This window comes from Pseudomonas sp. NPDC090208, assembly GCF_044746785.1.
Classification (GTDB): domain Bacteria; phylum Pseudomonadota; class Gammaproteobacteria; order Pseudomonadales; family Pseudomonadaceae; genus Aquipseudomonas.
The window spans coordinates 245,829-269,158 of record NZ_JBIVCU010000010.1; the positions used below are offsets into that span (position 1 = coordinate 245,829).

The 23,330-nt window shown below is 61.7% G+C and carries 20 protein-coding genes; 18 read left to right on the forward strand and 2 right to left on the reverse strand.

Annotated elements, in window-relative coordinates; translation table 11 throughout:
* Positions 1 to 40 precede the first annotated feature (40 nt).
* Both ACIPL0_RS18365 and ACIPL0_RS18370 read left to right on the forward strand, forming a co-directional pair.
* Positions 41 to 298 (forward strand): DUF2790 domain-containing protein, encoded by a 258-nt coding sequence (locus ACIPL0_RS18365; RefSeq protein ID WP_400601901.1) that lies wholly within the window; start codon positions 41 to 43, stop codon positions 296 to 298.
* 38 nt (positions 299 to 336) lie between these two features.
* Positions 337 to 1,542: a cytochrome c biogenesis protein DipZ gene (locus ACIPL0_RS18370; protein ID WP_400601899.1), complete on the forward strand. Its 1,206-nt coding sequence runs from the start codon at positions 337 to 339 to the stop codon at positions 1,540 to 1,542.
* Between the two features lie 175 nt (positions 1,543 to 1,717).
* On the opposite strand, the gene ACIPL0_RS18375 is transcribed toward ACIPL0_RS18370, so the two are convergent.
* Positions 1,718 to 2,254, reverse strand: a complete 537-nt coding sequence (locus tag ACIPL0_RS18375) for a cytochrome b (RefSeq protein WP_400601897.1) — start codon at positions 2,252 to 2,254, stop codon at positions 1,718 to 1,720.
* Positions 2,255 to 2,704: 450 nt separating this feature from the next.
* On the opposite strand from ACIPL0_RS18375, the gene ACIPL0_RS18380 reads away from it, so the two are divergent.
* From ACIPL0_RS18380 to ACIPL0_RS18430, 11 genes are all read left to right on the forward strand, one after another.
* Positions 2,705 to 4,027, forward strand: coding sequence for a transaldolase family protein (locus tag ACIPL0_RS18380; protein ID WP_400601895.1), 1,323 nt, complete (start codon positions 2,705 to 2,707; stop codon positions 4,025 to 4,027).
* Positions 4,024 to 4,761 (forward strand): sulfotransferase family protein, encoded by a 738-nt coding sequence (locus ACIPL0_RS18385; protein WP_400601893.1) that lies wholly within the window; start codon positions 4,024 to 4,026, stop codon positions 4,759 to 4,761. Before ACIPL0_RS18380 ends, ACIPL0_RS18385 begins: the two co-directional genes overlap by 4 nt.
* A 2-nt stretch (positions 4,762 to 4,763) precedes the next feature.
* The gene (locus tag ACIPL0_RS18390; protein ID WP_400601960.1) at positions 4,764 to 5,495 is read left to right on the forward strand and encodes an SDR family NAD(P)-dependent oxidoreductase; all 732 of its coding nucleotides are present in this window, start codon (positions 4,764 to 4,766) and stop codon (positions 5,493 to 5,495) included.
* A 36-nt stretch (positions 5,496 to 5,531) separates the two neighbouring features.
* Positions 5,532 to 6,719, forward strand: coding sequence for a hypothetical protein (locus ACIPL0_RS18395; protein WP_400601891.1), 1,188 nt, complete (start codon positions 5,532 to 5,534; stop codon positions 6,717 to 6,719).
* Positions 6,679 to 7,461 carry a class I SAM-dependent methyltransferase gene (locus ACIPL0_RS18400; protein ID WP_400601889.1) on the forward strand — a complete coding sequence of 261 codons (783 nt, stop codon included), beginning with the start codon at positions 6,679 to 6,681 and terminating at the stop codon, positions 7,459 to 7,461. The genes ACIPL0_RS18395 and ACIPL0_RS18400 overlap by 41 nt, the downstream gene beginning before the upstream one ends.
* A 33-nt stretch (positions 7,462 to 7,494) precedes the next feature.
* The gene (cysC, locus tag ACIPL0_RS18405) at positions 7,495 to 8,103 is read left to right on the forward strand and encodes an adenylyl-sulfate kinase (RefSeq protein WP_400601887.1); all 609 of its coding nucleotides are present in this window, start codon (positions 7,495 to 7,497) and stop codon (positions 8,101 to 8,103) included.
* A 111-nt stretch (positions 8,104 to 8,214) separates the two neighbouring features.
* Positions 8,215 to 8,850, forward strand: a complete 636-nt coding sequence (locus ACIPL0_RS18410) for a CGNR zinc finger domain-containing protein (RefSeq protein WP_400601885.1) — start codon at positions 8,215 to 8,217, stop codon at positions 8,848 to 8,850.
* 1,167 nt (positions 8,851 to 10,017) lie between these two features.
* A complete protein-coding gene (locus ACIPL0_RS18415; protein ID WP_400601883.1) occupies positions 10,018 to 10,935 on the forward strand; it encodes a DUF72 domain-containing protein in 918 nt (305 codons plus the stop codon).
* Positions 10,936 to 11,012: 77 nt separating this feature from the next.
* Positions 11,013 to 11,726 (forward strand): endonuclease/exonuclease/phosphatase family protein, encoded by a 714-nt coding sequence (locus tag ACIPL0_RS18420; RefSeq protein WP_400601958.1) that lies wholly within the window; start codon positions 11,013 to 11,015, stop codon positions 11,724 to 11,726.
* A complete protein-coding gene (clsB, locus tag ACIPL0_RS18425; RefSeq protein WP_400601879.1) occupies positions 11,723 to 12,973 on the forward strand; it encodes a cardiolipin synthase ClsB in 1,251 nt (416 codons plus the stop codon). The genes ACIPL0_RS18420 and clsB overlap by 4 nt, the downstream gene beginning before the upstream one ends.
* Positions 12,970 to 13,974 (forward strand): lysylphosphatidylglycerol synthase domain-containing protein, encoded by a 1,005-nt coding sequence (locus ACIPL0_RS18430; RefSeq protein WP_400601877.1) that lies wholly within the window; start codon positions 12,970 to 12,972, stop codon positions 13,972 to 13,974. The genes clsB and ACIPL0_RS18430 overlap by 4 nt, the downstream gene beginning before the upstream one ends.
* A gap of 179 nt (positions 13,975 to 14,153) precedes the next feature.
* Here ACIPL0_RS18430 and ACIPL0_RS18435 read toward each other — a convergent pair whose 3' ends face one another.
* Positions 14,154 to 15,077, reverse strand: a complete 924-nt coding sequence (locus tag ACIPL0_RS18435; protein ID WP_400601875.1) for a MurR/RpiR family transcriptional regulator — start codon at positions 15,075 to 15,077, stop codon at positions 14,154 to 14,156.
* Between the two features lie 377 nt (positions 15,078 to 15,454).
* On the opposite strand from ACIPL0_RS18435, the gene iolC reads away from it, so the two are divergent.
* From iolC to iolD, 5 genes are all read left to right on the forward strand, one after another.
* Positions 15,455 to 17,392 (forward strand): 5-dehydro-2-deoxygluconokinase, encoded by a 1,938-nt coding sequence (iolC, locus tag ACIPL0_RS18440; protein ID WP_400601873.1) that lies wholly within the window; start codon positions 15,455 to 15,457, stop codon positions 17,390 to 17,392.
* Positions 17,393 to 17,477: 85 nt separating this feature from the next.
* Complete coding sequence (gene iolE, locus ACIPL0_RS18445) at positions 17,478 to 18,398, forward strand: myo-inosose-2 dehydratase (RefSeq protein WP_400601871.1); 921 nt, start codon at positions 17,478 to 17,480, stop codon at positions 18,396 to 18,398.
* A gap of 2 nt (positions 18,399 to 18,400) precedes the next feature.
* On the forward strand, positions 18,401 to 19,210 hold the full coding sequence (iolB, locus tag ACIPL0_RS18450; RefSeq protein WP_400601870.1) for a 5-deoxy-glucuronate isomerase: 810 nt from the start codon (positions 18,401 to 18,403) through the stop codon (positions 19,208 to 19,210).
* Between the two features lie 382 nt (positions 19,211 to 19,592).
* Positions 19,593 to 21,092, forward strand: a complete 1,500-nt coding sequence (locus ACIPL0_RS18455) for a CoA-acylating methylmalonate-semialdehyde dehydrogenase (RefSeq protein WP_400601868.1) — start codon at positions 19,593 to 19,595, stop codon at positions 21,090 to 21,092.
* Positions 21,093 to 21,319: 227 nt separating this feature from the next.
* Complete coding sequence (iolD, locus tag ACIPL0_RS18460) at positions 21,320 to 23,251, forward strand: 3D-(3,5/4)-trihydroxycyclohexane-1,2-dione acylhydrolase (decyclizing) (protein ID WP_400601866.1); 1,932 nt, start codon at positions 21,320 to 21,322, stop codon at positions 23,249 to 23,251.
* Positions 23,252 to 23,330: the final 79 nt, after the last annotated feature.

The following is a 23,330-nucleotide window of genomic DNA, read 5'->3' on the forward strand; positions in this document are numbered from 1 at the left end:
ATCACATCCCGCCGTGATCACAACGTCCTGGAGAACCGCCATGAACTGGAAAAACCTGACAATCGCCACCCTGTTCGCCGCCTTCAGCCTGGGTGCCCTGTCGGCACAGGCGCAAGAGGTCAAGCCAGAGACCTACCGCTACGGCACTCACCTCGACATCAAAAAGGTCCTGTCCTCGCAAGAAGGCACCACCCCGGCCTGCAGCGTGGTCACCTCGCGCCTGACCTACCTCGACTCCACCGACCAGGTGCGTGTGCTGGATTACCAGAGCTTCTCCGGCGGCTGCCACGACAACTGATTCGCCCCTGACCCTCTCACTGATCGCAGGTAGCCCCCATGTTCCTCATCGCATTTCTGGGCGGGATCGTGACCGTTCTCAGCCCCTGCATCCTTCCCGTGGTGCCGTTTCTGTTCGCCCGCGCCGACCGCTCGGCGTCCTCGGTGCTGCTGACCCTGCTCGGTCTGGCCCTGACCTTCGCCCTGGTGTCGAGCCTGGCGGTGGTCAGCAGTGACTGGGTGGTAACCGCCAACGGCATCGGCCGTCAGGTTGCGCTGGTGGTGCTGGTGCTGTTCGCGGTGTCGCTGCTGTCGGCGAAGGTCGGTCACTGGTTGACCTGGCCACTGGTGGCGCTGGGCAATCGCCTCGATCCGGCAACGCGTCGCCTGTCCGGGCCGCTGGGGTCGCTGCTGATCGGTGTCGCCACCGGCCTGCTGTGGGCACCGTGCGCCGGACCCATCCTCGGCATCATTCTGACCAGCGCCATGCTGCAAGGGCCGAGCGCGCAGACCAGCCTGCTGTTGCTCGCTTACGGTCTGGGCAGTGCCGTGTCGCTGGGGGCATTGATCTTTGCCGGACGTGGCCTGCTGACGCGGATGAAACTGTCGCTGCCGGTCACCGCCTGGCTGCGTCGCGGCGCCGGTCTGGCTGCGCTGTTGGTGGCGGTGACGATCGCCAGCGGTTCCCAGGGTCAGTTGCTTGCCGGAACCTCGTCTCAGGGCGCTGCGGCGCTGGAGCAGGGCGTGTTGAGCGGCGTGCCGAAGGTCATCGACTACCTGGTCGACAGCGTCAAGGCTGCGACCGCGCCGGATGTCAGCGCCAAAGGCGAAATGCCGTCGCTGTCGGGCGCCGTCGAGTGGCTCAACTCGCCGCCGCTGAGCAAGGAGTCGTTGCGCGGCAAGGTGGTGCTGGTGGATTTCTGGACTTTCGACTGCATCAACTGCCAGCACAGCATTCCGTACGTGAACGAGTGGGCGAAGAAGTACGAGAAGGACGGTCTGGTGGTGATCGGAGTGCACAGCCCCGAATACCCCTATGAACGGGTCATCGACAACGTGCGCAAGAACGTTGCGAAGCTGGGCCTGAACTACCCGATCGCCATCGACAACGACTACAGAATCTGGCGCGCCTTCAACAACCAGTACTGGCCGGCGCACTACATCATCGATGCCAAGGGGCAGATCCGTTACACCCATTTCGGCGAAGGCGGCTATGACACCCAGGAGCAGGTGATCCAGCAATTGCTCAAGGAAAGCCAGCAGTAACAACGACCTCCGATCCGCCGTATGGGGGCCTGTGGGAGCGAATTCATTCGCGAAAAGGTTTCCGGTCGAGCCGATACAGCGACTGGAACACCGAATCGCGAATGAATTCGCTCCCACAATGGATCGCGCTCACATCATGGGAACAGATATTCCCCGGAGCAGGCCAGACGATCTCTCACACCATGCGCCGCACGGTGTTGTCTTTGCGCACGAAGTGATGCCAGAGCGCGGCAATCACATGCAGGCCGATCACGTAGTAGAAGATAGTGCCGAGCAGCACGTGATAGTGCTCCAGCACTTCAGCGGTGTCCTTGGAAATGCCGAAGGGCGCTGGGATGGTGATCGAGGTCAGCGGTATCGGCAGCGCGCCGCGTTCCAGCAAAACCGTGAACAGTCCCAGCAGCGGCTGGGCGAAGAAGAACGCGTACAGCGCGTAATGGGTCACGGTCGCCGCGGTGTGCAAGGCACCTTCAAGGGGCGGCGTAATGGCCGGTGGTGCATGACGGCGCCGTTCGGCCAGGCGAAAGAACGCCAGCACCAGTACCACGATCCCTACCCAGAAATGGCTCTGTATCACGAACAGCCGCGGATCGCTGCCCTTGGCGAACTGACTGCGGCTGAGGATCAGGACGTAGGCCAGCACGATCAGGATGGCCATGACCCAGTGAAACCAGCGGGCTTTCGAGGTGAAGCGGTCGGACGGTGTATTCACGGTAGGGGTTCCTCGTTTTTCTTCAGAGTAAAGCTCAGACGTCTTGGCGCGCCATTCGCTCCGGATTCGGACCACAACAGGCATGGAATGCTCGCAACATCTGTGCCCGAAGGTAAAAGAACACGCCAGTCAGGAAAAATATGCACAGTGAAAATTAAATAATTTTTTATAGTTGAACGCGTCGACGGTTTTTTCAAAAAACGCATTCGCGAAAAGACGAATGCAGAAGAGCTTTGCACTTTTGTTAGCACGCTTATTGTTATATCGCCGTCGATACCCTGAAGTATTCAATTGAAGTTATTCAAATGAGTATGTTTGAAAACGGGCAATAGCCGATATTTTTTGAGGTATCAAATATTCTTTTTTTAGACGTATTCGTGATTAACAATCCACTGAAATGGATTTGACAGGGGATCCGCTTGGATCCATCTTTAACGCCGAAGGTTCAGTTTGTCTGACTATCAGCCTGAAAGGGTTGGCATTATTGCCCGAATGTTTCCGGGACCCTCTTCACCACATCCTGGTAATCGGCAAAAGGACCTTCTCATGGATGTTCCGGGGTTTGCTCGTCTATTAAAACAACACACGGTTGACTCGGAAGTCTGGTGGGATTCATCTCCCGCTTTATATGGCGACTATAAAACTAAATTGATTCAGCAGTACCCGGACATGTTCGATGCCATCGAGAGTTTATTGCCGGATAACTTTATCGGCGCTCTTTCAGGTATCAGCGGGGCCACCACCAATCCCGGACTCATCAGTCGTGCCATTGTTGAACAACCACGGCAATGGCAGAGCTACATCGACACGTTGCCCACGGGCCTGTCCTGCCAGGACAAGGCCCGTGACGTGTACGACCGGGCCATCCGCCTGGGCGCCGCACAGCTGCGGCCATTGTGGATCACCTCGCAGCAGCGCTGCGGCTGGCTGTCGGCGCAAGTCGAAAACGGTCACGCCATGCGCGCCGAAGATATTGTGGCGCGCGGGCTGCAGCTGGCGGCACTGGCGCCGAACGTGATGGTCAAGGTGCCCGGCAGCGAGCAGGGCTATCAGGCGATGGAGCAGTTGGTGTCATGGGGCTGTTCGGTCAACAACACCTTCTGCTTCACCGTGTCGCAATTCTCGGCAGGCCTCAGAGCCGTGCATAACGGCCGCTTGCGGGCGCGCATTCACGGCATCGACACCGACAAGGCGCGCTATGTCATCTCCTACATGATCGGTCGGCTGGGCGCCGAAAGCGCCTTCGCCGATCAGGCCAGAACCCGGCGTCTACGGCTGACCGACGACGACCGGCGCTGGGGCGAACTGGCGGTCTATCAGGCCATGCAGGCGATGCTGCGGCGTTCACAGACACCGGCACGGCTGTTGCTGTGCAGCCTTAAAGTCGACACCGATGCCCAGGGCCGCGAGCACTGCTGGCACCTGCAGCGCACCGGCGCGGACACCACGCTCTACACCATGACCCCGCAGATCATCGAATTCCTGATCCGCCGCCAGCAATGCAAACGGCCGATTCTGCCTGCCCTCGATTGGGTGCAGGTGCCCAAACGGATCATGAACCGGCTGATGGCGATCCCTTATTTCACCCAAGCCTACTTCGACGGCGAACTGCCGCCCGCAAGCTTTGCCGGACACCCGGCCTTCAGGACCGCAGGTTACGACGCAAGCCTCGGCCAGCATCGCCTGCTGGATTTCATCGAATCGGCCGACGCCGGACCGGTCGCTGCAGTGGCCGCCCCCAGAGCTCAGGCAATGGCGGGAGGTGTGCGATGAATCGCATGATCGCCCTCTGGGCCCACCCCCGTTCCCGCTCCACGGTGCTTGAGCGCGTGTTCATCGAGCGCGGCGATTTCGAGGTGTTCCACGAACCCTTCGCCCATGTCGCCTTCAACGAGCAGTCGGCGATTCCCCACGACGATCTGGACTGCGGCCTGCCGCGCACCTACGAAGGGGTCAAGGCGCTGCTGCGCAAAAGCCGTCAGCACCACCACGTGTTCCACAAGGACATGGGTTACCACTGCCTGGATGCGCTGAAAGCGGACGCTGAATTTTTGCTCGAACAGCAGAACGTTTTCATCATTCGCGAGCCGGGGCGCGCCATCCTCTCGCACTTCGCCATCTATGAGCAGATGCCGGAGCAGGCCATCGGCCACAAGGCGCTGTATGAAGTGTTCTGCCAGGTCACCCGGCTCAGTGGAAAGATCCCCTATGTGATCAACGCCGAAGACCTCGCCCGCCAGCCTGAAGACACCCTGCGCCGGCTTTGCGACCACCTGCAGTTGGAATACTGCCCGCAAGCGCTGCACTGGGAGCCGTGTTGCCCGCCGCAATGGCAGGCCTGGCGCAGCTGGCACGCGACGGCGGAGCAGAGCACCGGCATCGTGGCGCCGACGGATGATTTCGATGCACGCCAGCTCGACCCGCACCCACGCCTGCTCGGCTTTTATCAGGCCCATCGGCCTTTCTACGAACGCATGAACCAGTTTGCTCAGGGGACGAGCGCATGAACATGAAGAAGATCGTCATCACCGGTGCTGCTCACGGCATCGGCAAAGCGACCACTGTCGCCTGTGTGGAAGCCGGCTTTTATGTGATTGCGGCCGACAAGGATCGCCAGGGCTTGCAGGATTTGCAGAGCAATCTGCCGTCGCACCGGCTGGAAACCCATCTGGTGGATTTTTCCCGGCCCGAGGTATACCAGACCTTCATCAGCGACCTTTACGAAATCCACAAACATCGCGCCTTGCACGGGCTGGTGAACAACGCCGGGCTGTATCACGGCAAAAGCGTGTACGACTACAGCGATGAAGACATCGAGGAAATCTGGGCGGTCAACCTCAAGTCGCTGGTCTACCTGTCCAGGGATTTCGCTCGCCAGGAGCCGCAGGCACCCCATGCCCGTGCCATCGTCAACATCACCTCGGTGGCGGGCGAGGTGGGCAGTATGGATGCCCTTTACGGGGCGACCAAGGCCGGGGTCATCGGCCTGACCAAAGCCAACGCCTGGAATTTCGCGCCCCGCGTGCGGGTCAATGCGGTGTCGCCGGGGCTGGTCCGCAATACGTCGATCCATGACCGGATCCCCGAGCATCGACGCAAGGAGTACGAACGACAGGAAGTCCTCGATGAGCCGATTCAACCCGGCGCCGTGGCCGATGTGATCATGTTCTTGCTGTCTGACCAGAGTCGCCATCTGACCGGAAAAGTCATTGCGGTGGATAACGGTGCCTACCCGCGCTAGTCGCGCAGCACCCGGACCTTTCAGGGAGACAGTTTCATGCAACGGAAAAAGCTGCTTATCGTCGGTGGGGGCAACCTGTGTCTGCAGATCCTGCAGATTCTGGTGCCGCGCAATCAGTTCGAGTTCCACGTCGCCAGCCGCAATCCGGAACAGACCGGACGGCTGTGCAATCTGGTGCGCCTGGCGGCGCTGCAACAGGACGTACCGGCACAGGTCCACGGCTGGGAGATGAACCTGACCGAGGCCAATATCGAGCGCAATGCCGAAACGCTGGCCAAGATCAGACCGGACATCATCCTCAACTGCGCGTCGCTGCAATCGTGGCGGGTCATCACCCAGTTGCCCAAGGCCACCTTTGACGAGCTGGATCAGGCGCAACTGGGGCCATGGCTGCCGATGCACCTGGCGCCGGCCTATGCGCTGATGCGCGCGGTCAAACAGGCCTGCCCGAAATGCCTGGTGGTCAACGCGGCGTTCCCCGATGCGGTCAACGCGGTGCTGTACAAGGTCGGCATGGCGCCGGACATCGGCATCGGCAACGTCGCCAACCTGATCCCGGCGACCCGCTGTGCCATCGCCCGGCTGGCGAGCTGCGAGCCGATGCAGGTGAAGGTCAAGCTGGTCGGTCAGCACTATTTCAGTCATTACGTGCCGCGCCTCGGCTTGCCGACCCAAGCCAATTTCAGCCTGTGTTACTGGGTCGACGGGCATGAGTGCAGCGACGAGTTCAGCGCCGAAGCGATCTTTGGCCGCGTGGCCGACAACTTCCGCCGTCTGGGTGGCGTGGACGGCCAGTACCTGACCGCGATGTCGGCGATTTCGGTGCTGGAAAACCTCTTCGCCGACAAGGAGGTCCATGTCCATGCCCCCGGTCCTCACGGCTTGCCCGGTGGCTATCCGCTCAAGGTCGGCATGGGCCAGGTGTTGCTCGATCTGCCGTACGGCGTCAAGCGCGACGAGGCGATCCGGGTCAATGAAGCCGGACAGCGCCAGGACGGCATCAAGTCGATCATGGCCGATGGCACGGTGCTGTTTGCCGCGCAACAGATGGATGTGATGAGTCAATACCTGAATTACCGGGTGACCGACATGAAAGTCAGCGAAGCCGCTGACCGTGCCCGGGAACTGGGCCACAAATATCAGGCATTCGCCGCCAGCGTCGCTCAAAAGGGAGTACCACGCCATGTTCCTTCGCCGCTCATCCTCGCCCGTCAGTACGGCTGAGAGCCGTGACCGGGATTACGCCCGGCAATACAACGCCGACTTCGTCAGCCGCTGGGACGAGTTGATCGACTGGGACAAACGTGCCGCCGGCGAGAGCGGATTCTTCAATGACCTGCTGCTCAAGGCCGGCGTCTGTCGAGTCCTCGATGTGTCCACCGGCAGCGGCTTTCATGCCGTGCAACTGCGCAAGGCCGGGTTCAACGTCACCGCCTGCGACGGCAGCCCGACCATGGTCGAGCGGGCGCGGGCCAACTTCATCAAACACGACGTCGACATCCCGCTGCTGTGCAGCGACTGGCACGACCTCGAACCGCGCCAGTTAGGCACCTTCGATGCAGTGCTGTGTCTGGGCAGTTCGCTGTGCCATGTCTTCGACGAAGACGAACGCATCGCGGTGCTCAAGGGCTTTCGCCGCCTGCTGCGACCCGGTGGCTTGATGCTGGTCGATCAGCGCAACTTTCAGGCGATTCTGGAAGGCCGCTTCTCGTCCTCCGGTCAGTATTACTACTGCGGCAAGACCGCCAAGGTCACCTTGGGCGAGCTGCACGACTCGCTGTGCGAGTTCGTCTACAGCTTCGCCGACGGCGCGGTGTACCGCCTGCGGGTGTTCCCGGTGCGGCCACGGCAACTGCGCAGTGAATTGATGTCGGCTGGCTTTGTCGTGGACAAGAGTTACGGCGATTTCAAATGCATCTACGACCCGATGCGCGCTGATTTCATCATTCACCAGGCCCACGTTTGAACGTTGGGGCCTGGCTCAAGGAGGAGAGTTGTCATGAACATCGACAGCGGGGTCATGGCCCCGGAACGTAACCTGTTTCCACACCCGTTCAGCAGCCTGATGCCGGTTGCTGCGCAAAAGTCCCACGTGGTCTGGCTCACCGGCCTGTCGGCGGCGGGCAAATCGACGATCGTCGACAGCCTCAACCCGCTGCTGCGAGCGCGTGGTGTGGCGACCTGCATTCTCGATGGCGATTCGTTGCGCACCGGGCTGTGCCGCGATCTGGGCTTTTCCGCCGACGACCGCGATGAAAACGTGCGGCGGGTCGCGGAAGTCGCGGCCCTGATGGCCGATGCCGGTCTGACGGTGATGGTCGCGCTGATTTCGCCGACGCGCGCGGCCCGGCATTACGCACGCTCGATCGTCGGCACCGAGCGGTTCGTCGAAGTGTTCGTCGATGCGCCGCTCAAGGTGGCCGAAGCCCGCGACCCCAAAGGCCTGTACCGGCGGGCACGCAGTGGCGAGATCAAAGGCTTCACCGGGGTGGATTCGGCGTATGAGACGCCGGTCTTCCCGGAAGTGCATATCCGTAGCGACCGGGTCAGTGCGGCGGTTGCCGCGGATATGATCGACGAATGGTTGAGGCGATCAGCGGCGATGTAGAGCGAACGGCGTCGTACAGGGCACATCCCGCGAAAGTGTTAGTCAGAAAGTCCGGTGAGAATGATTTTCTCTGCCATGATTAATTTCTGCACTCGACTCCGAGGATGTGCGATGTCTATCGGCCAATTGAAGATCAACGCCATCCGTTTGGTGGGTGGCGTCGGCGTGCTCGACTACCTGAACACCTGCGACGGCCGCCGCCCGGGCAGCGCGCTGGGGGAGGTGGTCGACAAACTGTCGTGTCTGCAAGACATCGTGCACTGGTTCCTGCACGCCGGCCTGATCGAGGCCGACGAGCACGAACACCTGCTCGGCACGGTCGAGGCGGCGTCATGGCACGGGTTGACGGCGTTCCGCCAGTTGATCGACTTTCGCGAGTCGTTGTACCAACTGCTGCTGCCGGTTGCACTGGGCCATGGCGTCGACCCGCTCAAGCTCGACACCCTCAACGCCGAACTGGCCCGCACTGCCGGCCAGCGCATCCTCGTGCCCACCCCCCTGGGCGCCCTCTGGCACTGGCGCCCCTGCGACAGCCTGCAAGCCATGACCGACGGTTTCATCAGCCGGCTGGCGGTGCAGGCGGCGGCATTGCTCACATCCCCCGACATCCTCCGCCTCAAAGTCTGCGGCACCCCCAACTGCGACTGGCTGTTCATCGACACCTCGAAAAACGGCCGACGCCGCTGGTGCCAGATGAACGTCTGCGGCGCGCGGGAGAAAGCCAGGCGGGCGCTGGAACAGGCGTGAGCTGAGGGCTTTCTGCTACGGCCTTCGGCCAGAAGCCAGTGCAGCGGCGTTTGTGAATCTGTAGCAGCCCGGCTTGCCGGCGGTGTTGATTTTGCGCAGATCAGCAAAGTTGAGATCAGCACAAATCCATGTGAGAGGGAGCTCTGCTCGCGATAGCGGTGGGGCAGTGGATGCAGCGTTGTCTGGATTGACGCTATCGCGAGCAGAGCTCCCTCCCACAGGTATGTGGTGTTTGCGGGATCTCGGCATGGCAATGCATTCGGCAGAATCACCGCAGACCTCTGTGGGAGGGATCCGAGGTTACGAGGGTCGCGAACGCGTCAGGCCTGACGGCGCACGGTTGATTGATACGGCGCATTCGCCAGCAAGCCGGCTCCTACAGGGCTGTGTTACGCCGATCTACTGTGGGAGCGAATTCAGGATGTCTGGCTGGTTTCAGCACGCCGCCGAACCCCGTAGCAGTCCGGCTTGCCGGCGGCGGCGATGTTGAGGGCGCCTTCGCGGGCGAGCCCGCTCCCACAGGGAGTGTGGGTTTCGCCGGCTTTTGATCTGGCTTTTGATTTGGTTTTTGATCTTGGGGCCCCGTCCCAGAAGGCCGAACGCAGGCGATGCGCAGTGGGTCGAGCGACAGGATGTCGCGAGAGCCGCGTGGGCCATGGATGGCCCATTCGCGGCGTGCCCACGGAGCGTCGCCGGAGTGAGGGAACACCGAGCCTAGGCGAGGTGCCGTATGGCGGGGTAGAGAGCCCTTGGTTACTTGGGGCTTTTCCAAGTAACTCGCCGTCAGGCGAAACAGAGCTGCGTTAGCAGATCAGCAATCCATCAGACAAACCGAGTGCGCAGGTTTTACGACGACTTCGTCGCCGATCGCGGGCAAGCCACGCTCCTACAGGTCCAAGTAACTCGCCGTCAGGCGAAACAGAGCTGCGTTAGCAGATCAGCAATCCATCAGACAAACCGAGTGCACAGGTTTTACGACGACTTTGTCGCCGGTCGCAGGACAAGCCAGCTCCTACAAGGGGCTGCGGAATGTGCCGGGGGCGACCTGCCAAACCACCGCCCACCCGCCCAACGACAAAAACAGGGAACCGCTCAAAACCCCAGGCTTCATATCTCTTGTTCAGGGCCGTTGCGGTCGGCACGGCCCCACAGGCAGAGAGCAGAAGCATGGGCGATATCCGTATCGGCATATCCGGCTGGCGCTACGTGCCCTGGCGCGGCGATTTCTACCCGGAAAAACTGGCGCAGAAAAATGAACTGAAATTCGCCTCCCGGGCGGTGAACAGCATCGAAATCAACGGCTCGTTCTACTCCCTGCAGTCGCCGGATCTCTACGCCCGCTGGTTCGCCGACACACCGCGAGACTTCGTGTTCAGCCTCAAGGCACCGCGCTACATCACCCACGTCCGCCGCCTGAACGGGATAGAGGAAGCGCTGGCCAACTTCTTCGCCTCGGGCATCTTCCAGCTGCGCCAGAAACTGGGCCCGATCCTCTGGCAATTTCCCCCGAGTTTTCGTTTCGATGCCGACCGTTTCGAGCATTTTCTCGCCCAATTGCCCCACGACGGCGAGGCCGCCAAGGCTTGCGCGAAACACTGCGCGACCCGCATGGAAAAGCCCGGCTATCTGGATATCCCCGCGAAAGCCCGCCTGCGCCATGCCGTGGAGATACGCCATGAAAGCTTCGCCGTGGCCGCCTTCATCGACCTGCTGCGCAAATACAAGGTCGCCCTGGTGGTGGCCGACAGCGCTGGCAAGTGGCCTTATCTGGAAGACCTCACCAGCGATTTTGTCTACCTGCGCCTGCATGGTGACGAAGCACTCTACGCCAGTGGCTACACCGCCAAGGCGCTGAACCGCTGGGGCGACCGCATCGAGGCCTGGCGGCACGGTGGGCAACCCGACGACGCGCAACTGGTTTCCAGCCGCAAACCCAGGCCACGCAAGTCGCGGGACATCTACTGCTACTTCGACAACGACATCAAAGTCCGCGCGCCCTACGACGCCCGCCGTCTGCTGGAGCGTTTCGACCTGGCCGGACAACTGGAAGTCGCCCCCGGCGATCTGCAAGGAGTGAGCCTGTGACCAGCGCATTGACCCCCGACCATCTGGACAACCGACGACAACCCACGGCGGCTGCGGTCACCGTCAACGTGCTGACCATGAACATGCACATGGGCTTCGGCTTTCTCAACCGGCGCTTCATCCTCCCGGAACTGCGCGACGCCGTGCGCAGCGTGTCCGCCGATGTGGTGTTTTTGCAGGAGGTCCATGGCGAGCAGCAAAACCACGCACAGACGGTCAAGAACTGGCCGACCCTTTCCCAGTACGAGTTCCTCGCCGACAGCATGTGGAACGACTTCGCCTACGGCCGCAACGCCGTGTATCCCCATGGCCATCACGGCAATGCGCTGCTGTCGAAATACCCGATCCTGCGCCACGAAAACCTCGACATCTCCATCCTCGGCACTGAAGAGCGCGGTCTGTTGCATTGCGTACTGCAGGTGCCGGGTTTTGGTGAATTGCATGCGATCTGCGTGCATCTGGGCCTGAAGGAAATTCACCGCCAGCAGCAACTGCGCCTGTTGGCCGATCTGGTGACGCGCCTGCCAGCGGACGCGCCCGTGGTGATCGCCGGCGACTTCAACGACTGGCGGCAGAAGGCCGATGCCGTGCTCGAACCGGTGGGCCTGCGCGAGGTGTTCGTTGAGCGTTTCGGCGCTCCGGCAAAAAGCTTTCCGGCGCGTTTCCCTCTGCTGCGGTTGGACCGCATCTATGTGCGCAATGTCAGTTGTCGCGGGCCGTTGGTGCTGTCCAATCGACCCTGGTCGCACCTGTCCGATCATGCGCCGCTGGCAGTGGAGGTCACCCTGTGAAGTCCCTCGATGACCGCTGTGGTGTATGGCAGGACGGCAATGCTGTGGAGCTGCTGATCAATGGCGAGGACTTTTTCGCCAGCGTCTTCGACAGCATCCGCGGCGCCCGCGAGGAAGTGCTGCTGGAGACCTTTATCATCTTCGAAGACCGTATCGGTGAGGCTTTGCAACGGACGGTGATCGACGCTGCGACACGAGGCGTGCGCGTGGTGATCACGGTGGACGATTACGGCACCAGCGACCTCAGCTCGGCGTTCGTCGCGCAGATGCTGGCCGCCGGTGTGCAGATACAACTGTTCGATCCGCGCCCGAAACTCATGGGCATGCGTACCAACCTGTTTCGCCGTCTGCACCGCAAGGTGGTGGTGATCGACGGTGAACTGGCCTATGTCGGTGGCATCAACTACAGCGTCGACCACATGGCCGACACCGGCATCACCGCCAAACAGGACTACGCCGTGCGCGTGCGCGGGCCGATCGTCGCCGACATCTACCGCTCGACCCTGAACATGCTCGGCCCGACAGTGCGCAAGACCTTCACCCCGCTCAAGGTGCAGAGCCGTCAGACGGGCAGTGCGCGCATGCTGCTGGCCGAGCGCGACAACCATCGCCACACCACCGATATCGAAGAGCAATACCTGCTGGCGATGCGCAACGCCCGACAGCGCATCACCATCGCCAACGCCTATTTCTTCCCCAGCTACCGCTTCCTGCGCGAACTGCGCAGCGCTGCCCGGCGCGGGGTCAGGGTCACGCTGATTCTGCAGGGCCAGCCGGACATGCCGTTCGTGCGCATGTGTTCGCGGCTGACCTACACCTGGCTGCTGCGCGAAGGGGTAGTCATCCACGAATACAAACAGCGCGCCCTGCACGGCAAGGTGGCGCTGATCGACCAGGAATGGTCGACGGTCGGTTCCAGCAACCTCGACCCGCTGAGCCTGGCGCTGAATCTGGAAGCCAATCTGTTCATTCATGACCGCGCCCTTAACCGGCAACTGCACGAGCATCTGCAGGAACTGATCGCTGCCCACAGCAAACAGGCCAGCCTCAAGGGCCTGGCGAAAGGGCAGTGGTGGCGCGCGCCGATGATCTTTTTGAGCTTTCACTTTCTGCGGCATTTTCCGGCGCTGGCCGGGCTGTTTCCGGTACACGGCCCACGGCTGAAACCGGTGCGCACTCCGGACGTCATGCCGGAAGCGGCGGCCCTCAAGCAAGAGCTTTCCGTTGATCAGGAGAAGTCGCTATGAGCGGTCTGTCACACGCCTCGGCAGAGCGGGGCAAAACCTCTGCAAGCGGCCACCACTCGATCTGGCTGACCTGGGCCAAGCGCGGCCTGACCCTGTTTTTCTTCATCGCCGTGCCGGTGCTGTTGTTCATGCTGGTGAAGAACCTCGACTGGAAGGAAGTGACCCACGCGCTGGCGTCGTACAAGGCCATGACCCTGATCCTCGGGTTTCTCATCGCCTTCGCCAGTTACCTGACCTACTGCGGTTTCGACGTGCTGGCGCGGCGCTACACCGAACACAAACTGTCGGTACTGCAGATCGTGCCGGTGACGTTTGTCTGCTACGCGTTCAACCTCAACCTGAGCTCCTGGGTCGGCGGCATCGCCCTGCGTTACCGGCTGTATTCGCGGCTGGGGCTGGACGTGCCGACCATCACCCGCATTTTGAGCCTGAGCCTGATCACCAACTGGCTGGGTTACATGCTGCTGGCCGGTTTTGTGTTTGCTGGCGGTTTCATCGACCTGCCCGAAGGCTGGAAAATCGGCGACACCGGTTTGCAGGCCATCGGCTTTGTGCTGCTGGCGGTGTGCTTCGGTTACTTCCTCGCGTGTCGCTTTTCTCGCCGCCGTACCTGGACGATCAGGGGGCAGCAACTGGTGTTGCCTTCGCTTAACCAGGCATTGCGCCAGGCCAGCCTCGGTGCGTTGAACTGGGGGTTGATGGCGCTGCTGATCTACGTGCTGCTGCCGGAAAAAGCGTTCTATCCCGCGGTGCTGGGAATACTGCTGATCAGCAGCATCGCTGGCGTCATCGCCCACATCCCGGCGGGGCTCGGCGTGCTGGAAACAGTGTTCATCACCCTCATGCAGCACCAGTTCAGCAAAGGCCAATTGCTGGCGGCGCTGATTGGCTATCGGGTGATTTATTTCCTGATTCCGCTGCTGCTGGCAGTGGTGGTGTATTTGATCCTGGAAAACCGCGCGAAGACGCTGCGCAGCAGGAATGAGGCACGGGAACGGTAGCTTAACCGCCGGTCTGTAGGAGCTGGCTTGCCCTGCGACCGACGAGTGCCTCGCCGCTCGCAGGGCAAGCCAGCTCCTACAAGGGTCCGCGTAACTCGCCGCCAGGCGAAACAAGGTTGCGTGTCAGATACAGGGGATTGCGTTCGTTCAGAAGCCGGATGGCGTTTGAGCGACGTCAGTCAATCCTCAAACCCCACCTGCTCCGACATCTCATCCACCTTCAGCTCCAACCGGTAGGCCACTGCAATAAACAGCGCCTGACACAGGCACAACGTCGCACTCAAGGAACGGAACGCAAACGAGCTGCCCTCATTGACCAACAACACCGAATTGGCCCGCTTGGCCAGTGGCGACAGGTTGCTGTCGGTGATGATCAGCGTCTTCGCCTGATGATGCTGGGCAATACGCAAGCAATGCTGGGTTTCCTTGCCGTACGGCGTGAAGCTGATGGCGATCACCAGATCGTTGGCACGCACGCTACGCATCTGCTCGCGATAACTGCCGCCCAGACCGGAAATCAGATGGATACGCTTGTTGGTGTGCTGCAGGTTGTAAACCAGATAATCCGCCACCGCGAACGAACGACGCACCCCGACCACATAAATGTTGTCGGCATTGACCACCAGATCCACCGCCTTCTCAAAGGCCTCGTCATCCAGCTCCAGGGCCAGGCGCTCAAGCCCCGACAGCGTCGCGTTCACGCACTCACGGGCCAGGTCGCCGCCGCTGGCCTTCTGCGACTTGTTGGCGATCATGCTGCGGATGCGCTGCTGATAGTTCTGCACCGGCGTGGCCTTGTGCGTATACGCCTCGCGGAACAGCGCCTGCATTTCGCTGAAACCGCTGAAGCCGAAACGCTGGGAAAAACGCACGATGGCCGACGGATGCACCTCGCATTCGCGAGCGATATCACTGATGCGGTCGACCATGATCCGGTCGCTCTGCTGGCTCATGTAGCTGGCGATGCGCTTGAGCTGGCGCGGCAGGCTGTCGTATTCGGCAGTGATCAGCTTGAGCAGCGCTTCGGCGCTGGACGGCGGCGCGAGGCCAGCCTGCGCATCATCGGCGGCGGCTTCGACGGAAGACTGATCAGTGCTGGACATACGCATGCATCCTCTGGCTTGTTCTTGTGAAACGCAGGTGGCCAGTTCAACAGACATTGCTGTGGGAGCGAATTCATTCGCGAAGAGCTGGCACAGGTACCCCATCTATCGGCAGAAATCGCATCGCGAATGCATTCGCACCCACAAGGTCATGGGCTGGTTCCGCCGAGCGCGCAGTTTACAGGTGTTCGCATTTATATCCTGCCTGTTTAGCACGCTGTGCCAGCATTTGCACAAAGTGGAAAAAATATTCCACATGAAAAGAAATTAGAAAAAATCATTGATCCTTGTCGCACGGCGTTCTAGTCTGCATCCACGAACAAGGCACCGGGCACTCACGCCCGGGGCAGGGCTTAATAAGAATAAGAGGAGCCGGCATGGGCCAGACTCGTTTTGCCAGTGGGCGTCAGTTGGACGTGATTTGTCTCGGGCGTCTGGGTGTCGACCTGTACGCGCAGCAGATCGGTGCGCGTCTGGAAGATGTCAGCAGTTTCGCCAAATACCTGGGTGGCTCGTCCGCCAATATCGCCTTCGGCACCGCGCGGCTGGGTGTGAAGTCGGCCATGCTGACCCGTGTCGGCAACGACCACATGGGCCGTTTTCTGGTCGAGTCCCTGGCCCGCGAAGGCTGTGACGTCAGCGGCATCAAGGTCGATGCCGAACGCCTGACCGCCATGGTCCTGCTCGGCATCAAGGACCGCGAAACCTTCCCCTTGGTGTTCTACCGGGAAAACTGCGCCGACATGGCTCTTGCCAGCGACGACATCGACGAAGCGCAGATCGCGTCGAGCAAGGCGCTGCTGATCACCGGCACGCATTTCTCCACCGATCAGGTGTTCAAGGCCAGCAGTCAGGCGCTGGACTACGCCGAGAAACACAACGTGCGCCGCGTCCTCGACATCGACTACCGCCCGGTGCTCTGGGGGCTGACCGGCAAGGCCGACGGTGAAACCCGTTTCGTCGCCGACCAGAACGTCAGCCAGCACGTGCAGCGCATCCTGCCGCGTTTCGACCTGATCGTCGGCACCGAAGAAGAATTCCTTATCGCCGGTGGTTCCACCGACCTGCTGACCGCGCTGCGCAAGGTCCGCGAACTGACCGCCGCGACGCTGGTGGTCAAGCTCGGCCCGCAGGGCTGCACGGTGATTCATGGCGCGATTCCGGCGAATCTGGAAGACGGCGCGATCTATCCCGGCGTGCGGGTGGAAGTGCTCAACGTGCTGGGGGCCGGCGACGCGTTCATGTCCGGCTTCCTCAAGGGCTGGCTCAACGATGAAAGCGACGAGCGCTGCTGTCAGCTGGCCAATGCCTGCGGCGGTCTGGTGGTGTCGCGCCACGCTTGCGCGCCGGCCATGCCGACCCCGGTGGAACTGGAATACCTGTTCAACAGCCCGGTGCCGATCACCCGCCCGGATCAGGACGTCACCCTGCAGCGCCTGCATCAGGTCAGCGTGCCGCGCAAGCAATGGCAGCAACTGTTCATCTTTGCCTTCGACCATCGCGGACAATTGGTGGAGCTGGCGCAGAAGGCCGGCCGCGATCTGTCCTGCCTGCCGAAACTCAAGCAATTGTTCATTCAGGCGGTGGAGCGGGTCGAAGCCGATCTGGCAAAGCGCGGCATCGCCGCCGATGTCGGGCTGCTGGCTGACCAGCGCTTTGGTCAGGACGCGTTGAACGCGGCCACCGGGCGCGACTGGTGGATTGCCCGTCCGGTTGAAGTGCAGGGCTCGCGGCCGCTGGCCTTCGAGCATGGCCGCTCCATCGGCAGCAACCTGATGGCCTGGCCGAAAGAGCAGATCATCAAGTGTCTGGTGCAATACCACCCCGACGACGAGCCGATGCTGCGCCTGGAGCAGGAAGCGCAGGTGATGGGTCTGTATCAGGCGGCCCAGGCCAGCGGTCATGAACTGCTGCTGGAAATCATCCCGCCGAAGGATCATCCGTCGCCGCACCCGGACGTGATCTACCGCTCGCTCAAGCGCCTGTACAACCTTGGCATTTACCCGGCGTGGTGGAAGATCGAGTCGCAACCGGCCGAGGTCTGGGAGCAGCTCGATGCGCTGATTCAGGAACGCGATCCTTATTGCCGTGGCGTGGTACTGCTGGGCCTCAACGCACCGGCCGAAGAACTCGCCGCCGGTTTCCGTCAGGCCGGGCGCAGCACCACCTGCCGTGGTTTCGCCGTGGGCCGGACGATTTTCCACGAACCGAGCCGTGCGTGGCTGGAAGGTGAAATCGATGACGCCGGCCTGATCAGCCGGGTGCAGAGCACCTTTGGTTTCCTCATCGAATCGTGGCGCGATGCGCGGTCCTGAGCCGCCGCATTGCAGGATCATTTTCACGGCAGAACAACAATGCTGCGGTACAGAAAGACCGCAGTACACAATAAAAGGTGCAGCCATGCCCGCTTCCGCAATCCGAATTGGCATCAACCCGATTTCCTGGAGCAACGACGACCTGCCGGCGCTCGGTGGTGAAACGCCGCTGAGCACCGCGCTGAGCGAAGGCAAGGAAATCGGCTACGAAGGTTTCGAACTCAACGGCAAGTTTCCCAAGGACGCCAAGGGCGTGGCCGATGTGCTGCGGCCCTACGATCTGGCGCTGGTGTCGGGCTGGTACTCCAGCCGTCTGGCGCAGCGTTCGGTGGCCGAGGAAATCGACGCCATCGCCGGGCACGTCGAACTGCTCAAGCACAACGGCGCCAAGGTGCTGGTGTATGGCGAGGTGGCCGATTCGATTCAGGGCCAGCGCATCCGCCTGGTCGAGCGCCCGCGCTTTCACAGCGACGCGGCGTGGCAGGCATACGCCGACAAGCTCACAGAGCTTGCGCGTTTCACCTTGTCTCAGGGCGTGCGTCTGGCGTATCACCATCACATGGGCGCTTACGTCGAGTCGCCGGAAGACATCGACCGGTTGATGGTCCTGACCGGCAGCGAAGTCGGCCTGCTGTTCGATTCGGGCCACTGCTACATGGGCGGTGGCGATCCGTTGCAGGTGCTGCGCAAGCACATTGATCGGGTTTGCCATGTGCACTTCAAGGACGTGCGCAAGCCGGTGGTGCAGTTGGCGCGCAACAACCTGTGGAGCTTCCCGGATTGCATCGTCAACGGCACCTTCACCGTGCCCGGTGATGGCGACATCGATTTCGCGGCGTTGCTGGATGTGCTGCTGCAGGCACGTTATGAAGGCTGGCTGGTGGTCGAGGCCGAGCAGGATCCGGCAGTGGCGCCGAGTTACGTCTACGCCAAAAAAGGCTATGAGACCCTGCGCAACCTGCTTGCGGCCGCGCAGGAACAGAACCCTGCACAAAGGAGCCTGTGAACATGAATCTGCTGGTCAAGAGCAAGGCCGAGGGCCGTGATGTCGTGGCGCTGGGCGAAGGCGTGCTGGAGTACGTCGGTTTTTCCGCCCACCGCCTGACGGTGGGTGAGCGTCTGCCGGTTCATTCGGCGGACAAGGAACTGTGCCTGGTGCTGCTCAGCGGCCGGGTCAGCGTCAGCGGCGAAGCGCCGGGGCAGGGCGGTTTCGCCTGGGACAACATCGGCGACCGGCAATCGGTGTTCGAGGACAAATCGCCGTTCGCGGTTTACCTGCCGCCGAACAGCCAGGCCCAGGTCACCGCCTTGAGCGCGGTGCAGATCGCCGTCTGCGCAGCGCCCGGTGATGCCGGCAAAGACTTGCCGGCGCGGCTGATTCGTCCGGAAACCATGAAACGCAGCGTGCGCGGCAAGGCGGCCAATACCCGTTATGTCTGCGACATCCTGCCGGATTCCGAACCGGCCCATTCGCTGCTGGTGGTGGAAGTGCGCACGCCGTCGGGCCATTCCTCCAGCTACCCGCCGCACAAACACGACAAGGATGATCTGCCCCACGAAAGCTTTCTTGAAGAAACCTACTACCACCAGATCAACCCGCCCCAGGGCTACATCTTCCAGCGCGTCTACACCGACGACCGCAGCATCGATCAGGCCATGGCCGTGGAAAACAACGATCTGGTCACGGTGCCCAGGGGCTACCATCCAGTCAGCGTGCCGTACGGTTACGAGTCGTATTACCTGAACGTGATGGCCGGCCCGAAACGCGCCTGGCAGTTCCACAACGACCCGCAGCATGAGTGGCTGCTGGATCTCTAAAACGCTCACGAATCCTGTGTGTAGGAGCCGGCTTGCTGGCGAAGGCGTCGGATCAGGCAGCACAACGGTGAATGCACTAACGCTTTCGCGAGCAGGGCTCTCTCCCACAAGGGATGGTGTGATGGGGCAGATCGGTGTCATCACAGGCTTTTCTATGGGAGGAGTGGTGTGATGGCGCAGATCGGTCGGTTACACCTTTTCCTGTGGGAGGGATCCGAGGTTACGAGGGTCTGGGCCGCATCCGGACGAAGGCGTCGGATCAGGCAGCACAACATTAATTGACTCAACGCCATTCGCCAGCAAGCCGGCTCCCACGGCCTGCGGCCAGAGGCAAAAAAAACAGCATTCAAAGAGGCTTGACCTTTTTTCAAGGAGTTCTGTAATGAGCAATACCCCGATCATCGGCCACTACATCAATGGCCAGGTACAGGACGCCAGCGAGCGTTTCAGCGACGTGTTCAACCCGGCCACCGGCGCGGTGCAGGCGCGGGTGGCGCTGGCTGAACTGAAGACTGTCGACGAGGCGGTCGCCGCCGCTCAAGCCGCATTCCCGGCATGGGCCGATCAATCGTCGCTGCGCCGCGCGCGGGTGATGTTCAAGTTCAAGGAATTGCTCGACCAGCACCACGACGAACTGGCCGAAATCATCTGCCGCGAACACGGCAAAGTGTTCGCCGACGCCAAGGGCGAAGTGGTGCGCGGCATCGAAATCGTCGAGTTCGCCTGCGGTGCGCCGAGCCTGCTGAAAAGCGATTTCAGCGACAACATCGGCGGCGGCATCGACAACTGGAACCTGCGTCAGCCGCTGGGCGTGTGCGCGGGTGTGACGCCGTTCAACTTCCCGGTGATGGTGCCGCTGTGGATGATTCCCATGGCGCTGGTCACCGGTAACTGCTTCATCCTCAAACCGTCTGAGCGTGACCCGTCCGCCAGCCTGCTGATGGCACGCCTGCTCAAGCAGGCCGGGCTGCCGGACGGCGTGTTCAACGTGGTGCAGGGCGACAAGGTGGCGGTGGACGCGCTGTTGCAGCACCCGGACATCGAAGCGGTGTCCTTTGTCGGCTCGACGCCGATTGCCGAGTACATCCACCAGCAAGGCACCGCGCAGGGCAAGCGTGTGCAGGCGCTGGGCGGGGCGAAGAACCACATGATCGTCATGCCCGATGCCGATCTGGATCAGGCCGCCGATGCACTGATCGGCGCTGCCTACGGTTCGGCCGGCGAGCGCTGCATGGCGATTTCGATTGCCGTGGTGGTCGGCGATGTCGGCCAGAAACTGATCGACAAGCTGCTGCCGCGCATCGACTCGCTCAAGGTCGGCAACGGCATGAACGCCGATTCCGACATGGGCCCGCTGGTCACCGCCATCCACAAGGCCAAGGTCGAAGGCTACATCGACCAAGGCGTGAAAGAGGGCGCGAAGCTGATCGTCGACGGCCGCAACTTCAAGGTGCCGGGGGCGGAAAATGGCTTCTTCGTAGGCGCCACGCTGTTCGACGACGTGACCCCCGAGATGACTATCTATAAGGAAGAAATTTTCGGCCCGGTGCTGGGCATCGTTCATGTGCCGGACTTCGCTTCCGCCGTGGCGCTGATCAACGCGCATGAATTCGGCAACGGTGTGTCGTGCTTCACCAGCGACGGCGGCATCGCCCGGGCCTTCGCCCGCAGCATCAAGGTCGGCATGGTTGGCATCAACGTACCGATTCCGGTGCCGATGGCCTGGCACTCGTTCGGCGGCTGGAAACGCTCGCTGTTCGGCGACCATCACGCCTACGGCGAAGAAGGCCTGCGCTTCTACAGCCGCTACAAGAGCGTGATGCAACGCTGGCCGGACAGCATCGCCAAGGGCGCGGAATTCAGCATGCCGACGGCGAAGTGATCGCGGTCTCCATTTGAAACGCGATTGATTGTGGGAGCGAATTCATTCGCGAGGCGGCGGTACAAGCGCAACATGTGTATCTATTGCCCCTGCCTCTCGCGAATGAATTCGCTCCCACAGGTAGTCGTCCGGCTTGCCAGCGGTGGCAGCTTTGAAATCGCTACCGCCGGTAAGCCGGACAGCCACAGATTTTCGAAAGCTGCCTCCAATAAAAACAAGGTGCAAGCATGACCACGACACGATTGACCATGGCCCAGGCCCTGGTGAAGTTTCTCGATAACCAGTACGTCGAAGTCGACGGCGTGCAGAGCAAGTTCGTCGCCGGGGTGTTCACCATCTTCGGTCATGGCAACGTATTGGGCCTGGGTCAGGCGCTGGAACAGGACAGCGGCGACCTGATCGTCCACCAGGGCCGCAACGAGCAGGGCATGTGCCACGCGGCCATGGGCTTCGCCAAGCAGCACCTGCGGCGCAAGATCTACGCCTGTACTTCCTCGGTCGGGCCGGGCGCGGCGAACATGATCACCGCCGCTGCAACCGCCTCGGCCAACCGCATTCCGCTGTTGCTGCTGCCCGGCGATGTCTACGCCAGTCGCCAACCCGACCCGGTGCTGCAACAGATCGAACAGTTCCATGACCTAAGCATCAGCACCAACGATGCCTTCAAGGCCGTCAGCAAATACTGGGACCGCGTCAACCGGCCCGAGCAACTGATGAGCGCGGCGCTGAATGCCATGCGCGTGCTCACCGACCCGGCGGAAACCGGCGCAGTCACCCTGGCCCTGCCGCAGGATGTGCAGGGCGAGGCCTACGATTATCCCGACACCTTCCTGCAAAAGCGCGTGCACCGCATCGACCGCCGTCCACCGAGCGAAGCCATGCTCGGTGACGCGCTGGCGCTGCTCAAGGGCAAGCGCAAGCCGCTGCTGATCTGTGGCGGTGGCGTGCGTTACTCGGGTGCGGCGGCCGAGTTGCAGGCGTTTGCCGAACGCTTTGACATCCCCTTCACGGAAACCCAGGCCGGCAAGAGCGCCATCGTGTCGGCCCATCCGTTGAACATGGGCGGCATCGGTGAAACCGGCTCGCTGGCCGCCAACACCCTGGCCCGCGAGGCGGACCTGATCATCGGCGTCGGCACCCGTTACAGCGACTTCACCACCGGTTCCAAATCGCTGTTCCAGAACCCTGAGGTGCAATTCCTCAACCTCAATGTCGGTGCCTTCGACGTGCAGAAGCTCGACGGCGTGCAAGTGCTGGCCGACGCGAAGGTGGCGTTGACGGCGCTGGCCGATCGTCTCGGCGATTACCGTGCGGCCTGGGGCGAGCAGCCTCGGCAGGCGCGGGCAGCGCTGGATGCTGAAGTCGACCGGCTGTATGCCGTGGAATACCAGACCCAGGATTTCGAGCCGGAAGTCAGCGGCCACCTTGACCCACAGGTGCTGCGCGATTTCATTGAAATGACCGGTTCGTGCTTGACCCAGAGCCGCGTGCTCGGCCTGCTCAACCAGCAGTTGCCGACCGATGCGGTGATCGTCGCAGCGGCGGGCAGTCTGCCGGGCGACTTGCAGCGAGCCTGGCGCAGCACCAGCGTCGACAGCTACCACGTCGAATACGGTTATTCGTGCATGGGCTATGAAGTCAACGCCGCGCTGGGCGCGAAAATGGCTGCGCCCGAGCGTGAGGTCTACGCACTGGTCGGCGACGGTTCCTACATGATGCTGCACTCGGAACTGGCGACCTCTATCCAGGAGCGACGCAAGATCAACGTGGTGCTGCTGGATAACATGGCCTTCGGTTGCATCAACAACCTGCAGATGGGCAACGGCATGGGCAGCTTCGGCACCGAGTTCCGTTTCCGCAATCCTGAAACCGGGCAGCTGGACGGTGACTTCGTGCCGGTGGATTTCGCCATGAGTGCGGCGGCCTATGGCTGCAAGACCTACAAGGTGAAGACGGTCGAGGAGTTGCAGGCGGCGCTGGCCGATGCGCGCAAACAGACGGTGTCGACCCTGATCGACATCAAGGTGCTGCCGAAAACCATGATCCACGGCTACCTGTCGTGGTGGCGCGTGGGCGTGGCCGAGGTGTCGACCAGCGACAAGACCGCCGAGGCGTACCAGCGGCAAATGACGATGCTGGCCAAGGCCCGTAAATACTGACGAGACACAGCCTGTGGGAGCCGGCTTGCTGGCGAATGCGTCAGGTCAGACGCTGCGATATTGAATTAAACACCGCTTT

Coding starts and splice junctions, on each gene's coding strand:
- ACIPL0_RS18365 (WP_400601901.1), top strand. CDS start 41: ATGAACTGGAAAAACCTGACAATCGCCACCCTGTTCGCCGCCTTCAGC.
- ACIPL0_RS18370 (WP_400601899.1), top strand. CDS start 337: ATGTTCCTCATCGCATTTCTGGGCGGGATCGTGACCGTTCTCAGCCCC.
- ACIPL0_RS18385 (WP_400601893.1), top strand. CDS start 4,024: ATGAATCGCATGATCGCCCTCTGGGCCCACCCCCGTTCCCGCTCCACG.
- ACIPL0_RS18390 (WP_400601960.1), top strand. CDS start 4,764: ATGAAGAAGATCGTCATCACCGGTGCTGCTCACGGCATCGGCAAAGCG.
- ACIPL0_RS18395 (WP_400601891.1), top strand. CDS start 5,532: ATGCAACGGAAAAAGCTGCTTATCGTCGGTGGGGGCAACCTGTGTCTG.
- ACIPL0_RS18400 (WP_400601889.1), top strand. CDS start 6,679: ATGTTCCTTCGCCGCTCATCCTCGCCCGTCAGTACGGCTGAGAGCCGT.
- cysC (WP_400601887.1), top strand. CDS start 7,495: ATGAACATCGACAGCGGGGTCATGGCCCCGGAACGTAACCTGTTTCCA.
- ACIPL0_RS18410 (WP_400601885.1), top strand. CDS start 8,215: ATGTCTATCGGCCAATTGAAGATCAACGCCATCCGTTTGGTGGGTGGC.
- ACIPL0_RS18415 (WP_400601883.1), top strand. CDS start 10,018: ATGGGCGATATCCGTATCGGCATATCCGGCTGGCGCTACGTGCCCTGG.
- ACIPL0_RS18420 (WP_400601958.1), top strand. CDS start 11,013: ATGAACATGCACATGGGCTTCGGCTTTCTCAACCGGCGCTTCATCCTC.
- ACIPL0_RS18430 (WP_400601877.1), top strand. CDS start 12,970: ATGAGCGGTCTGTCACACGCCTCGGCAGAGCGGGGCAAAACCTCTGCA.
- ACIPL0_RS18435 (WP_400601875.1), bottom strand. CDS start 15,077: ATGTCCAGCACTGATCAGTCTTCCGTCGAAGCCGCCGCCGATGATGCG.
- iolC (WP_400601873.1), top strand. CDS start 15,455: ATGGGCCAGACTCGTTTTGCCAGTGGGCGTCAGTTGGACGTGATTTGT.
- iolE (WP_400601871.1), top strand. CDS start 17,478: ATGCCCGCTTCCGCAATCCGAATTGGCATCAACCCGATTTCCTGGAGC.
- iolB (WP_400601870.1), top strand. CDS start 18,401: ATGAATCTGCTGGTCAAGAGCAAGGCCGAGGGCCGTGATGTCGTGGCG.
- ACIPL0_RS18455 (WP_400601868.1), top strand. CDS start 19,593: ATGAGCAATACCCCGATCATCGGCCACTACATCAATGGCCAGGTACAG.
- iolD (WP_400601866.1), top strand. CDS start 21,320: ATGACCACGACACGATTGACCATGGCCCAGGCCCTGGTGAAGTTTCTC.